The organism is Apibacter sp. B2912, from assembly GCF_009827835.1.
Lineage (GTDB): Bacteria > Bacteroidota > Bacteroidia > Flavobacteriales > Weeksellaceae > Apibacter.
In genome coordinates, this window is record NZ_WINV01000002.1 from 640,727 (window position 1) to 657,646 (window position 16,920).

12 protein-coding genes are annotated in these 16,920 nt (G+C 29.9%); 9 read left to right on the forward strand and 3 right to left on the reverse strand.

Annotation, left to right across the window (positions count from 1 at the left end):
• The first annotated feature begins 128 nt into the window (after positions 1-128).
• The 6 genes from GFV01_RS06095 (at position 129) to cmk (ending at position 6,811) form a co-directional block, all read left to right on the forward strand.
• On the forward strand, positions 129-1,052 hold the full coding sequence (locus tag GFV01_RS06095; RefSeq protein WP_160565600.1) for an ABC transporter ATP-binding protein: 924 nt from the start codon (positions 129-131) through the stop codon (positions 1,050-1,052).
• On the forward strand, positions 1,049-2,356 hold the full coding sequence (locus GFV01_RS06100) for an ABC transporter permease (protein ID WP_160565603.1): 1,308 nt from the start codon (positions 1,049-1,051) through the stop codon (positions 2,354-2,356). The genes GFV01_RS06095 and GFV01_RS06100 overlap by 4 nt, the downstream gene beginning before the upstream one ends.
• A 212-nt stretch (positions 2,357-2,568) precedes the next feature.
• On the forward strand, positions 2,569-3,432 hold the full coding sequence (dapF, locus tag GFV01_RS06105) for a diaminopimelate epimerase (RefSeq protein ID WP_160565605.1): 864 nt from the start codon (positions 2,569-2,571) through the stop codon (positions 3,430-3,432).
• Between the two features lie 172 nt (positions 3,433-3,604).
• Complete coding sequence (locus tag GFV01_RS06110; protein WP_160542388.1) at positions 3,605-4,996, forward strand: arginine decarboxylase; 1,392 nt, start codon at positions 3,605-3,607, stop codon at positions 4,994-4,996.
• A gap of 95 nt (positions 4,997-5,091) precedes the next feature.
• Positions 5,092-6,108, forward strand: coding sequence for a type IX secretion system protein PorQ (gene porQ / locus GFV01_RS06115; RefSeq protein ID WP_160565606.1), 1,017 nt, complete (start codon positions 5,092-5,094; stop codon positions 6,106-6,108).
• 4 nt (positions 6,109-6,112) lie between these two features.
• Entirely contained in the window at positions 6,113-6,811 is a 699-nt protein-coding gene (cmk, locus tag GFV01_RS06120) for a (d)CMP kinase (protein ID WP_185150328.1), read from the forward strand.
• 204 nt (positions 6,812-7,015) lie between these two features.
• On the opposite strand, the gene GFV01_RS06125 is transcribed toward cmk, so the two are convergent.
• Positions 7,016-7,969 (reverse strand): PhoH family protein, encoded by a 954-nt coding sequence (locus tag GFV01_RS06125; RefSeq protein WP_160565608.1) that lies wholly within the window; start codon positions 7,967-7,969, stop codon positions 7,016-7,018.
• A 66-nt stretch (positions 7,970-8,035) separates the two neighbouring features.
• Here GFV01_RS06125 and GFV01_RS06130 point away from each other — a divergent pair, with 66 nt between their 5' ends.
• Positions 8,036-8,860: an S-adenosyl-l-methionine hydroxide adenosyltransferase family protein gene (locus tag GFV01_RS06130; RefSeq protein WP_160565610.1), complete on the forward strand. Its 825-nt coding sequence runs from the start codon at positions 8,036-8,038 to the stop codon at positions 8,858-8,860.
• 264 nt (positions 8,861-9,124) lie between these two features.
• Positions 9,125-10,003 carry a PPK2 family polyphosphate kinase gene (locus tag GFV01_RS06135; RefSeq protein WP_160565612.1) on the forward strand — a complete coding sequence of 293 codons (879 nt, stop codon included), beginning with the start codon at positions 9,125-9,127 and terminating at the stop codon, positions 10,001-10,003.
• A 238-nt stretch (positions 10,004-10,241) separates the two neighbouring features.
• Here GFV01_RS06135 and GFV01_RS06140 read toward each other — a convergent pair whose 3' ends face one another.
• On the reverse strand, positions 10,242-12,467 hold the full coding sequence (locus GFV01_RS06140) for a bifunctional (p)ppGpp synthetase/guanosine-3',5'-bis(diphosphate) 3'-pyrophosphohydrolase (RefSeq protein WP_160565614.1): 2,226 nt from the start codon (positions 12,465-12,467) through the stop codon (positions 10,242-10,244).
• A gap of 195 nt (positions 12,468-12,662) precedes the next feature.
• Here GFV01_RS06140 and GFV01_RS06145 point away from each other — a divergent pair, with 195 nt between their 5' ends.
• Positions 12,663-14,810: a S46 family peptidase gene (locus GFV01_RS06145; protein ID WP_160565616.1), complete on the forward strand. Its 2,148-nt coding sequence runs from the start codon at positions 12,663-12,665 to the stop codon at positions 14,808-14,810.
• Positions 14,811-14,860: 50 nt separating this feature from the next.
• Here the strand turns inward: GFV01_RS06145 and GFV01_RS06150 are convergent, their stop codons facing one another.
• Entirely contained in the window at positions 14,861-16,264 is a 1,404-nt protein-coding gene (locus GFV01_RS06150) for an anion permease (protein ID WP_160542395.1), read from the reverse strand.
• Between the last annotated feature and the right edge of the window lie 656 nt (positions 16,265-16,920).

Genomic DNA, 16,920 nt, shown 5'->3' on the forward strand with positions numbered 1-16,920 from the left:
ACTAAGTTTAAAATTAAAACTTAATCATACTTTATTTTAGGGGCAAATATAAAGTATTTAACATAAACAAATTTCTATAAAAATAGTACATTTGCTATTTGTGATTGAATAAATAATACAACTCAAAAATGGATTATTTTATTGTAGCTGAAAATGTTACCCGAACTTATGAAGACAAAATTGCCTTAGATAACTTCAACATAAAAATTCCTAAAGGCAGTATCTATGGAATTTTAGGTCCTAACGGTGCCGGAAAAACTACGTTTATAAGAATCATTAATCAAATCACTAAGCCGGACAGCGGTACAATTTATTTTAATGGAGAGCCTCTACAACCCAAACATATTTCACATATAGGTTATATGCCTGAAGAAAGAGGACTGTATAAAAACATGAAAATTGGCGAACAGGCAATTTATTTAGCCCAGCTCAAGGGCATGAATAAAACGGAGGCCAAGTCGCGTTTAGAATATTGGTTTGATAAACTAAAAATTGAAAAATGGTGGAATAAAAAATTGAGCGAATTATCCAAAGGAATGGCTCAAAAAATTCAATTTGTGGTTACTGTATTGCATAATCCCGAATTATTAATTTTTGACGAGCCTTTCAGCGGATTTGATCCGGTAAATGCCAATCTTATAAGAGATGAAATTCTAGAGCTTAAAGAAAAAGGGACTACCATTTTATTTTCATCTCATCGAATGGAATCTGTTGAGGAACTTTGTGATTATGTTGCTCTTATCCATAATTCAAAAAAAATTTTAGATGGTTCGGTTAAAGATATCAGACATAAATTTAAACAAGGAAAATTTAATATCAGGATTACTGATATACAATCCCATGATATTGAACATCTATTATCTAATCATCCGATCGAAAATTTAATAAAAATGGATAATGAATATTCATTTTCAATTAAGCTAACCGACCGGGAGAGCTCAAAATCCCTTTTATCAGAACTTTCATCTAAAGGAACAATCCTTTCTTTTTATGAAGAAATCCCCGGTATGAATGAAGTTTTTATTAATGCTGTAAATTCAAAAAATCTATGAGAAATATCTTTTTGGTAATGAGAAGAGAATTTCTTACTCAGGCAAGAAAAAAATCTTTTGTTCTTATTACTTTTTTTGCTCCGATATTAGTAATCCTAGCCGTAGCAATCATTGGTTTTATGATTAAAATTAATGAAAGCAATTCACGTATTGCAATCATTGATTCAACCCATGAATTTTATCCTGATTTCAAGAGTAATGAAAAAAATATCTTTAATTTTTATACAGAAAATGATTTACAAGCTTTAAAAGATTCGTTAGCACAAAGTAATTCATTAGATGCTATCTTGTATATACCCAAAACCAAAGATTCTCTATTAAATAATTTGCAAGATCATATCCAACTTTATACAAACAAAAATCTGAACAAAAACCTTATCTATTCATTAGAAGAAACCATCAATAAAAAAATTGAAGAAAAAAGAAGAAAATTATTAGGAATAAACCAATCCGATATAGATAAAATTAATTCCAAAATATCCTTACAAATTACTAATATTAAAGAAGGCAAATCAGAGGATAACCACTTAATTAAAGAAATCCTTTCTTTGTCATTAATGTATGTAAATCTTATGTTTTTTATTATTTACGGTACACGTGTGATGAGAAGCATTATGGAAGAAAAAAATAACAGGGTGGTTGAAATAATTATTTCATCCGTTAAACCTTTCGAATTAATGATGGGAAAAATATTGGGTACAACCTTAATTGCTTTAACTCAATTTTGTATATGGATTGGAATGACCCTGCTCCTTCTTAGTATGGGTAAACTGATATTAGGACATGAATTAACGCTTTCCATTCAACAAAATGATTTACGAAATATTCTTAATCAAGAAATGCAAATTCAAATTAGCGACACTATTAATGCCCTTTTCAATCTTAACTATCCGTTAATTATTTTCGTTTTTCTTTTCTTCTTTTTTACGGGATATTTATTTTACAGTTCTTTTTTTGCAGCCATTGGAGCAGCCGTGGATAATGATACAGAAACTCAACAATTTATCCCAATAATTGTAATCCCCTTACTTTTAGGTGCTTATGGATGCATAAGTATCATAAACAATCCGGAAGGACCTGTGGCTTTTTGGTTAAGCATTATTCCTTTTACCTCTCCTATGGCTATGGTTACCCGATCCTTTTATGGAATACCGGGTTGGCAATTGGCAGTATCAATTATTACCATGGTCGGATCGGTATTAGTAATGGTTTTTATTGCAAGTAAAATTTATAGGATTGGAATACTTATGTATGGAAAAAAAGTAACTTTAAAAGAAATTTTCAAGTGGATTAAACAATCATAATATATTTCTCTGCTTTATTTCTTACTCCGAAAATTAGTAAATAAGATTTCAATTGATGCTTTTATGTAAAGGGCTTTAATTTAATTTTAAATCAATAGTCACCTCTACAGCACAATCAAAAATTTAAAAAGTAAAAATTTAGAACATGAATTAAAATAAATTTTATATTTATGCTCAAATACCATCTTATTAATTAAAAAAAATCCGTTCTGATGGAAAAAAACTCTTTTATTAAATCCCAAGGTTTGGGTAACGAATACATAGTAATCAATGAAGATGCTATTACTTTTCCTTTAACTGAAAAAGCCATTCAAAAAATCTGTAACGTAAACTTCGGAATAGGTTCTGATGGAATATTAGTAAAAACAAAGTCAGAAACGGCTGACATAGGTCTGAAAATTTTTAATCCGGATGGTTCCGAAGCAGAAAAAAGCGGAAATGGATTAAGAATTTTTTGCAAGTATGTATACGATTATAAAATTATTCCTCAAAAGGAATTTACAGTAGATACCAAAGGAGGAAAAGTTCGTGCAACCATACAAGAAACTTTAAATGAGAGGGCTGCTTTAATAACAGTAGATATGGGTCATGCCATTTTTGATTCAAAACAAATACCCACTTCCTTTAATTCGGAAGAAGTACAAGATGAACGTATTACTATCGATGATCAAGAGTTTCTAATCAATTGTGTTTCTGTAGGAAATCCACATTGTGTGATTCTCAAAGAAAATTTAGATAGTGAGGAAATAAAAAAATACGGCCCTAAAATTGAAACGTTTTCAAAATTTCCTAACCGTATAAATGTTCAATTTGCAAAAGTACTGAATAGAGATGAAGTTCAAATATTAATTTGGGAAAGAGGAGCCGGTTTCACCTTAGCCTCAGGGAGTTCGTCTTGTGCGGTAGCCGGTGTATTAAGAAAAAAAGGGTTAATAAATAATAAAGTAACCATTAAAATGCCCGGAGGGGAACTTAAAATAGAAATTGATGATCATTGGCAAATAAGAATGACCGGAGAAGTTCGCCAAATTTGTGAAGGTGTTTTGCATGAAGAGCTAATAAACAGTTTTTTATAATTATTCTCAATAAAAAAATATTTTCTGAATTTGATAAATGATAACTTAAAATTGTTAAAATATTTTTAAAATCTAATATTTGATGGAAAAAATTATTAATTTTTTTAAAAAAGCATTTATTAACTAGTAAATTTATAGATATTTGTAATCAGATTTTTTTCCACTATTTAAAATGAAAATAAAGTATCACGATTTAATTCAACAAACTTTTGATTTTCCACAGCCCGAATTTAAGGTTGATAACGGAAATTTATTATTTCATGACATCCCTTTAATGGACTTAATTGAAAAATTCGGAACTCCTTTTAAGTTCAATTATTTACCTAAAATATCGCAAAACATACAACAAACCAAAAAATGGTTTAAAAAGGCTTTTAAGGAAAATAATTACAATAATGAATATAGATATTGTTATTGTACGAAATCAAGTCATTTTTCATTCGTGGTTGAAGAAGCTTTAAAAAATAAAATTAGTTTGGAAACTTCTTTTTCAAACGATATGGAAATTATACGAAGATTATACGATAAAGGAATTGTCGATAAAAATATAGAAGTTGTTTGCAACGGATTCAAAACCGATGAATATTTAAAAATTATTTCGGAAATGATTAACGGCGGATTTTCTAACATATTACCTGTATTGGATAATTTCAGAGAAATCGATCGACTTTCCGACAGCATAGATACTAATTTTAATATAGGTATTCGAATTGCTTCTGAAGAAGAACCTAAATTTGAGTTTTATACTTCTCGTTTGGGAATCGGATATAAAGATATTGTTCCCTTTTATGCTCAAAAAATCCAAAATCATCCTTTTGCTCGTTTAAAGATGTTGCATTTCTTTATCAACACGGGTATTAAAGATACTTCCTATTATTGGAACGAACTTTATAAATGTTTGCGAGTTTATGCTCGATTGAAAAAAATCGCACCCGAAGTGGATTCGCTCAATATAGGAGGAGGTTTTCCTATAAAAAATTCTTTAAATTTTGATTACGACTATTATTATATGGTCAATGAGATTACTTACCAAATAAAAAAATTCTGTGAAGAAGAAGGAGTAGAAGAACCTACTTTATATACCGAATTTGGTTCATTCACAGTTGGAGAAAGTGGAGGGATTGTTTACAAAATTTTAAGTCAAAAAAGACAAAATGATCGGGAAAAATGGGATATGATTGACAGTTCTTTTATGACAACATTACCTGATTCTTGGGCTATTTCTCGTCGTTTTACCATGCTTCCTATCAATCGTTGGGAAGATTCCTATGAACGGGTTTTCTTAGGAGGTCTTACTTGTGATAGCGATGATTACTACAATTCTGAACAGCACGTTAATGCCATTTATCTTCCTATTTTCAGTGAAGAAAAACCTTTATATATAGGTTTTTTCAATACAGGAGCTTATCAAGATGCCATTAGCGGGTTCGGAGGCGTGCACCATTGTCTAGTTCCGCAGCCAAAACATATTTTGATCAATAAAAATAAAGACGGCGAATTTACTTATGAAGTGTTTCGAGAGGAACAAAACTATAAGCAAATTTTAGATCTTTTAGGTTATTAGTAGCCCCATACAATAAATTGACAGATTCATAGTTTATAATTACAAAAAAGTACCATCAAGCGTACCTGATTTATTTTCTTGTAATTTTTACTATAATGCGTCTATTGCATAAATTTATACTAATTATATTCATTAGTTTATACTCCATTGTCTATTCTCAAAACGGGCAAGAAATATATACTTTTATGAATATGACCGTATCTGCCCGTCAAGCAGCTTTAGGAGGTAATGCTAACTCTTCTTGGGACAATGATCCTAATATGGCTATGTTCAATCCGGCAATGATGAACGATAAAATGCATAACCAAGCGGGAATAAATTATTCCTCTTATCTTGCAGATGTCAAATTGGGAGCTGTTTCCTATGTTTATAATCCTAAAGAAAATAAGCACTTTTTTTCCCTTCATGGAAGATATGTAGATTATGGAGATCTTAAAGCCGCCGATGAAATTGGAAATGTAACCGGAAAATTTACAGCAAAAGACGCAGCAGTAACTTTGGGTTATGCCTATAATATCTCTGATTTCTTTGCGGTGGGCGGAAATTTATCTTATGTTACCAGTAAAATTGAAAGTTATACCTCTTCCGCTCTTTTGGCTGATCTTGGGGTGGTATTTCACGATATTGACTACTATACTACCGTTTCTGCTGTGGTTAGAAATTTTGGTGGACAATTAACTTATTATAATGATAGAAGAGAAAAATTGCCCATTCAAGCAAATTTAGGAATCTCGCAACGATTCGAAAAATTACCGATGGAGTTAACTCTTACCTTACATGACTTACAAAAATTTGATATTTCTTCACCAACTAATAAAAAGGGAGAAAAGATCAATGGAGGAAGAAAAATTATAGATCATATTTCGTTAGGCGCCGAATTATTTCCCGAGTCAGGATTCAACCTCAGAGCCGGATATAATTTTAAGAGAGGTAATGAATTGGCAATCGAAGATCAACGTTCATTTGCCGGTTTAACTCTTGGTTTTGGTGTGAAAATTTCATATTTTCGCTTTGATTACGCTTGGGGGCGATATAATGCTGCGGGAAACACCAATACATTTGGACTACGTATAGACTTGGAAAATATGTTTGCCCCTCGTTATGACTGGTAATAACATGAAAAACAACAAGATAAAACCTATAATTGCCATAGATGGTTATTCTTCCACCGGTAAAAGCTCCTATGCAAAAATGTTAGCCAAAGAATTTGGATGGATTCATATAGACACCGGTGCAATGTATAGAGCTGTAACTTTATATGCTATTGAAAATTTTTATAAAAATAATACTATAGATGAGCTAACTTTACTAACCCATTTAAATGATATTCATTTGGACTTTAAGCTAAATTCTGATTCCAATACCAATGAAATTTATCTTAATGGAAAAAATGTTGAAAATAGAATTCGTGCTTTTGACATATCTGAACATGTTTCATGGGTGGCAAAAATACCTGAAGTAAGAGAATATTTAGTAAAACAACAGAGAAATATAGGAAAAAACGGCGGGATTGTTATGGATGGTAGAGATATTGGAACGGTCGTATTTCCTAATGCTGATTTAAAATTTTTTATTACTGCCAGTATAGAAGAAAGAGCTAAAAGAAGATTCACTGAATATAAAAATCAACACAAAAACATTTCTTTAGAAGAGGTTCAAGAAAATCTTAAGCAAAGAGATTACATTGATGGCAGCCGATCGGTGTCACCATTAACTCAGGCCGCAGACGCCATTCTTATCGATAACACTCATTTAAGCAAAGAAGAAACCTATAATAAAATGGTTCAAATTGTTAAGGATAAATTTCAAATCTGATTTATAAAGTAATTCTTTTTACTTTATCTTTTTGTTACTGATTATTCAATTTATTTTTAAAAAATTCGAAAATATATCTATTTGTTTATAGTATGAAGGATTAATTTTTATTAATCTGTTTCTTATTAAAACTTATAAATAAGTAAATTAATAAGGATTTTATTTTTCAATAAGATCTTTTATTTTAGAAAAGAAAATGAAAAACTATTCTTCAATCTCTTCTTGTTTATGATAGGCTTCTAATATTTTTCTTACTAATTTATGTCTTACCACATCAATTTCTGTCAATTGCACAAAACCTATTCCCTTAACTCTTTTTAAAAGATGAACAGCTTCTTTTAAGCCGGATTTCTGGTGTTTAGGTAAATCTATTTGCCCGGGATCTCCCGTAATAATAAATTTCGCATTAGCCCCCATACGCGTTAAAAACATTTTCATTTGCAGATGGGTCGTATTTTGAGCTTCATCTAAAATTACAAAGGCTTCATCTAATGTTCGACCTCTCATAAATGCCAAAGGAGCAATTTGAACGACTCCTTTTTCAATATAAGAAGCCAGTTTTTCATGACTGATCATATCTCGTAATGCATCATACAAAGGCTGAAGATAGGGATCTAATTTATCTTTTAAATCACCGGGTAAAAATCCCAAGCTTTCCCCTGCTTCCACAGCCGGGCGGGTAAGCACAATTCTTTTTACTTGTTTATCTTTTAAAGCTTTTACAGCTAAAGCAACGCTAGTATAGGTTTTACCTGTTCCTGCCGGACCAATGGCAAATACCATATCATTGTTTTCGACTGCTTTCACCAGCTTTTTAAGATTCTCTGTTTTAGCCCTAATAAGTTTTCCTCCTATTCCGTGAACAATAATATCCTCAGATTCGGCTCTAAGCTCATTCTGCTTTTCTCCATTAGAAAGTATTCCTTCAAGAGCGATATCATTTAACTTATTATATCTGTTTATATATTCTGTTATTTCTTTAACTTTATTATTAAACAAAGTTAAATCCGCATCATTTCCTGCTGCCGACACTACACGATCCCTTCCTGTAATTTTTAATTTGGGAAAATGATTAATCAACAGATTAAAGTTTTGATTATATTCACCATAGAAAGTTTTTAAATCCACCCCTTCTAAAGTAATTCGTATTTGATTCAAATTTTAACTCCTTTTTTAATTTTACATAACAAAAATAAGCAATAACTTTGTGTAGGATAATAAAAAATGGGAATAATAACACTTACTACCGATTTTGGTTTAGACGATTACCATGTGGCTGCCCTTAAAGGTGCTATATACAGCCAAATTTCGGATATTATAGTCGTTGATATCTCACATCAAATTATGCCTTTTGATTTAATTCAAACTGCTTATATTATTCAAAATTCATACAAAAATTTTCCTAAAGGGACCATTCATATAATTGGTGTCGACGCGTTGCCTTCTCCATTTGTAAAATCTTTAGCTGCAGAAATCAACGGTCATTTTTTTATATGCAATGATAACGGCATTCTTTCTTTAATCGCTGAAGAATACATTCCCGATCAAGTATATGAAATCACGATTAATAAATACGATGATCTTCATTTTTTAACTAAAGACCTTTTCATTCCTGTGGCCTGTCATCTTGCCAGAGGCGGAAAAATAGAATTAATAGGTAGAAAAATAAATTCTTATAAAGAATTAACTCAACCCAAACCGGTTGAAAAAAGTGAAGATAATTCGTTAACAGGAATGGTTATTCATGTAGATAATTTCGGTAATGCAATAACCAACATTAGTAAAGAACAATTTCACCAATTTGGAAAAAAAAAGGACTTTACAATTTTTGCCAGAAACGTTCAATTCACTGAAATTAAATCTAAATATACCGATATACTTGGGACAGATCCTGAGGACAAAAAATATCATGGAAAAGCTTTTGCTATTTTTAATTCATCTGGCTATTTACAAATTTCCATGTATAAGAGTAATTTAAAAACCGTTGGAGGGGCCAGTTCTCTAATGGGCTTATATATAGGAACTAATATCCGCATTGTTTTTTCTTAGTTAGTAAATCATATTTTTTACACTTCCTATTTTATACACATTTTTACCTATACATGCGATCATCCATGTGTAAAACTTTAAAAATTCTGATTTATATTTTTTAGAAAAAAAATAAGAACACAAAAATGTACTTTGGTACAATATTTTCACATCTACACATCAGAATAAATTTACAAATTATTTATAACATTCTATTTTATAAATAATTAGTTTATTTTGTTCATTTAAACAATTAATATAAAAAAAATTAAAATATAATATATTATGAAAATTACCATAGATGATTTCCGTGTGATAGAAGGAAAATCAGTAAACCTTAAAAATTATACTACTCAATCACCTGAAAATTTCAAAAAAAATAAAAAAGAGATAAAGAAAATAATTAAAAATATAGATTATTATCAAAATATTTTAAATGCTGAAAACAAACAATCTTTATTAATTATTTTACAAGGAATTGATGCTGCCGGAAAAGACAGTTCCATACGAGCAATCATGACCGGAGTAAATCCTCAAGGAGTAAATGTATCATCTTTTAAAACACCTTCTTCTTTAGAGTATGAACATGATTATTTATGGAGACATATTATCAAAATGCCCGAACGTGGAAAAATTGAAATATTTAATCGTTCTCATTATGAAAATGTATTAGTTTGCAAAGTACATCCTGAATTTATTTTAAATGAAAAAATTCCTACTATAAATTCTGTCAAAGATATTAATGATGGGTTTTTCGAAAAAAGATATGAGGAAATTAAAAATTTCGAAAATCGTATGTTTAACAATGGTACTCGAATTATTAAATTTTTCCTCAATATAAGCAAAGACGAACAGAAAAAAAGATTTATTAAGAGAATTAATGAAAAAGAAAAAAATTGGAAATTTTCAGCTTCTGATTTAAAAGAACGTAAATTTTGGAATGAATATCAAAAAGCATTTGCAATGGCTTTTGAAAAAACTTCCACTGAAAATTGTCCCTGGTTTATTGTTCCTTTTGATAATAAATCTTACGGGCAATTGATAATGGCTTACATTATAAATGAAACATTAAAATCTATGAACCCGAAATATCCTGAAGTTAATAAACAAGAAAAGGAGGCTTTAAAAATTGCTTATCAGGATTTACTCAATGAAAAAGATTAAAATTCACACTTTGTTTATTTTAGTTGAGTAGAACAAACAACTTCCATCTTATTGCTTAACAATTTTTATTTATCTTATAATTGTTTCTTTCACCTTTGAGATAAATAAAAACTGTTTTTTCGAGTTTATAATTAATTTCTTCGCTGAGATAACCTTAAATCTATATTATATTAAAAAAACTTTTTTAATACAATAATAATTTATACTCTAAATTATTACAAAGATACTAAATAATAAATTATTTTTTTATCTCAGATCTTCTAACATTGGTTATACCTTCAATATTATGCAACTCTTCTATAATTTGTTCTAATTGAAGAGTATTTTTTACAAATAATATTAAATTTCCGTAAAAGATACCATCTTCGGAATTAATGTTTATTTTTTTTATACTAATTTTAAATTTATTAGAAATAAGAGTGGTTATATCGTTAAAAATACCGTTTCTGTCAATTCCTTGTAATGAAACTTCTATCAGAAAATCCCTGCTTGAACTACTTACCCATTTAGCCGGAATTACTCTGTAATCATAATTAGCTCGCATATCAATAGCATTGGAACAGCTTTCTTTATGAACTTTTATACCACTGTTTATGGTTACAAAACCAAAAATATTATCACCCGGAATTGGATTACAGCATTGCGCTAATTGATAATTTAGTTTTTCTTCATCATCTCCAAAAACAATCATATCATAATTTTCCTCCTCTTTAGGTTCCAGAAAATTATTTTCAGTGATTATAGAGGTTTTTTTTCTTAATTTGGATAATAAATTTGTTAAAACTCCTTTGCTATCTCTATATTTTTTTAGTGCTTTACTATCGATGACTCCGGTAGCAACCTGATAAAAAACATCGTGACTGGTTTTTGCTCCGAAAAATTTTTGAATGGAATTTAATTCTTCTTCTGAAAAATTAATTTTTAAGTGCCGTAACTTACGAATTAATAATTCTTTACCTTCTTCTGTATACGTTCTTTTTTCCGAATTCAATGCCGCTTTGATCCTTGATTTTGCTTTTGAAGTGGCGACAAAATCCAACCAATCTGCTTTAGGTTTTTGAACATTGGACGTCAGTATTTCCACCTGATCTCCACTTGATAACTTATAACTTAACGGAACCAATTTATTATTTACTTTAGCTCCTAAACAATGATCGCCGATACCCGAATGCACGGAATAAGCAAAATCTAAAGCCGTAGCTCCTGCCGAAAGTACTTTTAAATCTCCTTTAGGAGTAAAGACAAAAATGTCCTTTGTGTATAAATTTAATTTAAAATCATCTAATAATTCCTTTGTAGAAGCCGTTCCCAAGTTTTCCAACATTTCTCTAACTTGAGATATCCAATTTTCAATTTGATTATCTTCTCGTCCTTTATATCCTTCTTTATATTTATAGTGAGCGGCAATCCCTTTTTCAGCCAATTCATCCATTCTCTCCGATCGGATTTGTACTTCCACCCATTTAGATTCCGGACCAATGACGGTAACATGTAAACTTTCATATCCCGTAGATCTGGGAGTAGTAATCCAATCTCTCATTCTGCTGGGATTAGGCATAAATTTATCCGTAACTATGGAATAAATTTTCCAAGCCAGGAATTTTTCATTTTTATAATCAGATTTATATATAATTCTAATAGCAAATAAATCAAAAACTTCCTCAAAGGAAACATCTTGTTTTTTCATTTTTTTATAAATTGAAAAAACGGATTTATGTCGTCCTTTAATAGTAAAATTCAAACCTTCGGCATTTAAGCTTTCTTGCATAATCCTTGAAAACTCTTCAATATATCGTTGTCGGTCTTTTTCTGTTTCCTCAAGTTTTTTAACGATTAAAGAATAAGATTCCGGATCGGTATATTTTAAACTCAAATCTTCAAGCTCAGATTTGATGGTATATAGCCCCATTCTATGGGCTAAAGGAGCATATATATAGGTGGTTTCAGCAGCAATTTTTTTCTGTTTAGAACTTTTCATGCTGTCCAAAGTCCTCATATTATGAAGTCTGTCGGCTATCTTAATTAAAATAACTCTAACATCTTCAGACAAGGTAAGTAACAACTTTCTATAGTTCTCGGATTGTAACGAAAGATTTTGATGGTCTATATTGGATATTTTGGTAAGTCCATCTATAATTTTAGCTACTTTAGGATTAAATAAATTGGAAATATCTTCAATGGTATATTGAGTATCTTCCACTACATCATGCAATAAAGCACATGCTATGCTTGTTGCTCCTAAGCCTATTTCATCAGCAACAATTTTAGCTACGGCTAAAGGGTGATATATATAAGGTTCTCCGGTTTTTCTCCTTTGATCCTTATGGGCCTCTTTTGCAACTTCAAAAGCTTTTCTAATCAGAGATTTATCTTCTGTAGTCAAATCTCTGTAGGTGTTACGAAGCATATCTTTGTAACGTTTGACTATTTCTTCTTCTTCTTTTTTTAAGTCTATTTCGTCCATACCACTATTTAGTCTATTTTACTAGTTACAATTTATATGCGAATCATAACATTAATCTTTACTTATGTGTTAAAATCTTAACTTTTATTAGTTACACAAAGCTAATTAATTTTTCTTTTAAATATGCATTCTAACTTTTTTATGTTATTATATTATTTATAAATTTATATTTTTGAAAAACTAATTATAGTATCAATGAAAAAAATTACACTAAAATCTTTTTTATTAACCTGTTTTTTTAATGCTTCATCATTAGTCGCTCAAACGGGTGGGGGTATGTGGATACCTAATCAGCTCAATGAAAAAGAAATGAAGGAAATGGGTATGAAAATATCTTCAAAACAAATATTTAATACCTATAATCCAAGCATAAAAGATGCGGTTGCTCATTTCGGAGGAGGATGTACTTCTGAAGTTATTTCACCTAAGGGATTATTACTTACTAACCATCATTGCGGTTACTATAGCATACAATCGCACTCTACAGTTACCAATGACCTGTTAACCCATGGATTTTGGGCTTCTAACTATGAAGAAGAAAAACCGAACGAAGGCTTAAAAGCAACTTTTATTGTTGATATTATAGATGTAACTTCTCAAATATTATTGGGTATAAGCGATAATTTTACTGAACAACAAAGAAATATTATTATTAAAAATAATATTAATAAAATTTGTTCAACCATTAAAAAAGAGGACTATCAAAACATTGCTATATTACCTTTTTACAACGGTAATCAATATTATGCTTTTATTACAGAAACTTACGAAGATATTCGATTAGTGGGTGCTCCTCCATCTTCTATAGGAAAATACGGATCAGATACCGACAACTGGATGTGGCCTAGGCATACCGGAGATTTTTCCCTATTTAGGATTTATGCAGATAAAAATAATCATCCGGCAAAATATTCTAAAGATAATATTCCTTATACCCCCAAGTATTATTTACCTATATCAATTAAAGAGAAAAAGGAAAATGACTTTTCATTTGTATACGGATTTCCCGGGAGAACTCAAGAATATTTACCGGCATCTGCTATTGAACAACTATTGGAAATAACCAATCCATCAAGAATTTCTTTACGTAATGAATCTTTAAAAATTTTAGATCATGCGATGCGTGAAAATAAAGAAATAAAGATAAAATATGCGGCAAAATATGCATCTATCGCTAACGGATGGAAAAAATGGATCGGCGAAAATCAAGGGTTACTTAAATCAAATGCTATCAAAAAAAGAAAAGAGTATGAAAATCAATTGGTAGAGCAAAGTCAAATAAATCTTGATACTAAAAATAAAAATCAGTCTTTAGTAAATGCATTAAATGATTTATATAAAAATAATAGTCGGTATAATAAAGCTTACACTTATTTTAATGAAGTTTTCTATTCGAATTCTGAAACTTTTCGTATGGCATATATAGTATCCAATCTTCTTAATGCTTCTGATCAAGACTTTGATAAAATTAAATTAAGAGTAATAAAAAATGTGAGTTCAATTTATAAAAATTATGATTCGGAATTAGACAAGAAAGTATCTTCAAAAATGCTTTCCATGTACAGTATGAATATTGAGCCAAGATTTCAGGTAGCAGGTCATGAAGATTTTGAAAAAGAATCTTCGTGTAATATTTACCTAACTGATTTATGGAAAAATTCTTATATAACTCGTGAAAGAGGAGATCTTTTATCAATATTATCTTCCGATTCTAAGGAAAATATAAAGTATAAATTAAAAGACGATGCAGTACTAAACTTTATTACTCCTTATATTGAAATGTATAGAAGAAAAATTTTACCATTTCATGATGATTTTGATAAAAAAAATGACAGCCTGCAAAGAAATTATATGAATGCTCAATTAAAGACTTTTCATTCAAAAAAATTTTTTCCTGATGCAAATTCTACTTTAAGAGTTACTTATGGTAAAATAGACGGATATACTCCAAAAGATGGCGTCTATTATAAACCTTTTACAACATTATCGGGTGTTATTGAAAAATATATTCCTGATGATTACGAATTTAATTTACCTAAAAAATTAATAACATTGTACAAACAAAAAAATTTTGGACCTTATTCACAAAATGGAGATATCATAGTAAATTATATTGCAACCAATCATACTACGGGGGGCAATTCAGGAAGTCCCGCTTTTGATGCTCATGGTAATTTGGTAGGACTTAATTTCGACAGGGTTTGGGAAGGCACTATGAGCGATATTAATTATGATCCTTCTATCTGCAGAAATATTATGGTTGATATTCGTTATATATTATTTATAATCGATAAATATGCAGGAGCCCAAAGGCTTATAGATGAAATGAAAATTGTAAAGTAAAATAAAAAAGGTTTTCTAAATTAGAAAACCTTTTTTTATATAATTATTTTTTAAAACAATCCTATCGCTTTCCACCAAGCGGTACCCACTAGTAACCAAATGGCCAAAATAACTAAACTCATAAAAAATCCGATCTTCCACCATTTTGCCAATGGGATATATCCGCAACCGAACAAAATAGGAGCCGGTCCGCTCGAATAATGTGTAATTGACATATTTAAATTACTGAAAAATGCAAATAATAATATTGCTAACATTGGTGGAGCCCCTGCAGCTATCGATATGGAAACAAATATAACGTACATCGCACTGATATGTGCTATAGCACTTGCCATAAGATAATGTACATAATAATACACCAATAAAAGTATAAATAACATCGGTAACCAAGGTAAACCTTTCACCGATTCAGCTACATAATTTCCAAACCAAGGAATAAATCCTAAAGTATTCAATTGAGAAGCTAAGGTCATAAGTATCGCAAACCATATAATTGTATGCCATGCTTCTTTTTCACTAATTACATCATTCCAATCTAGAGCACGAGTTAATAATAAAATACATAATCCTACAAAGGCTGTAAATGTCGCATCAATTTTAAGAAATGATCCTAATACCCAAAAAATTACTAAATAAGAAAATACACCCAGAACAATCCACTCTTTGGTAGTCATTTTACCCATCTCTTTAAGCTTTTCTTTTGCAATAGCCTTCATTTCGGGGGTATGTTTTAATTCAGGTGGATAAAATTTATATAAAACGTATGGAATTACAAGTAAAGATAACAAGCCGGGAACAATTGCGGCCTTTGCCCAATCAGTCCATGAGATGGTATATCCCATATTCTCAACAAATTTTGCTATCATAGGGTTGCCTGCCATCGAAGTTAAAAACATGGCACATGTAATTGCATTACATTGAAATATACATTGTACTAAAAATGCCCCGATCTTATTCTGAGTTCCTTTTTCTGGAGTAGAATCATAAGCATTTGATATAGATAAAAATAAAGGGGTTATTATTCCGCCACAACGTGCAGATGTGGATGGCATTGCCGGCGCAAAAATTAAATCGGTCATAACCAAACCATAAGATAAACCTAAGGAACTGTTTCCTAATTTACTAATGAAAAGATATCCTACTCTTCTTCCAAAGCCTGTTTTAATAAATCCTCTTGAAATAAAAAAAGCACAAGCTATCATCCAGATTGTTGTATCTCCAAATCCTTTTAAGGCGCTTTTAATCGGAATTAAATCTAGAGCAACTACCGTGGTCATACTAAAGATTGCCATTGCTCCCAAAGGAAACGGAGAAAGAATCAATCCTAAAACCGTTGCGATAAAAATTGATGCCAAATGCCAAGCTTTAACATCAAGACCATCCGGCACAGGTACGAACCAAAGAATAACTCCTACTAAAATAACCAATAAAAACTTTAATATATTTTTATTCATAATTTAACTATATGTATTTAATTTGTTTTTAATTATTATATAAATAAATTCTAATTGTTTAACGATATAAGTCAACTATCAATAAATATATATGAAGTAAAAAATGTATCATAGTATTTAGAATCATTTATTCCCTTCGAAATTACCATTTTTTAAACTTTTAGGTTATATGAAACATTTCATACAATTTTTTATTCTAAGAGCAATAATTAATCCAAAAAAAAGTGTAGGAAATTCTAGTTTTTAAAATAATAAAAATGTAATGATCTAATAGTCACAAGAATATATTTAATAGATAAATTTATAAATAAGTTAAATTTTAAGATAAGAAAAAACTAAATATTAGATATTTTTTTAAAATATTGTTCTCTCCGAAGAATCAAAAGAAAAAACCTATCAAAAAAGAGTAACTAAAGAAATAAAAATCAATAAAACCTATTTCTCTAAAATATGTGATTTCAAAAGCTATTTAGATTTACTATTTTTAAATAATAAGGTCCTTATCGGGACTGAAATTGTTTTTAATAACCTCAAAGAATATGTATAGTAAATTTCATCATAGACAGTAAAAGTCTGATATAAAATTATGAGAGTTAGCTTATGAGTTTAGCTAAATTAAAAGTTTATAAGTTTAAAATTCCACCAACCAAAAAAAC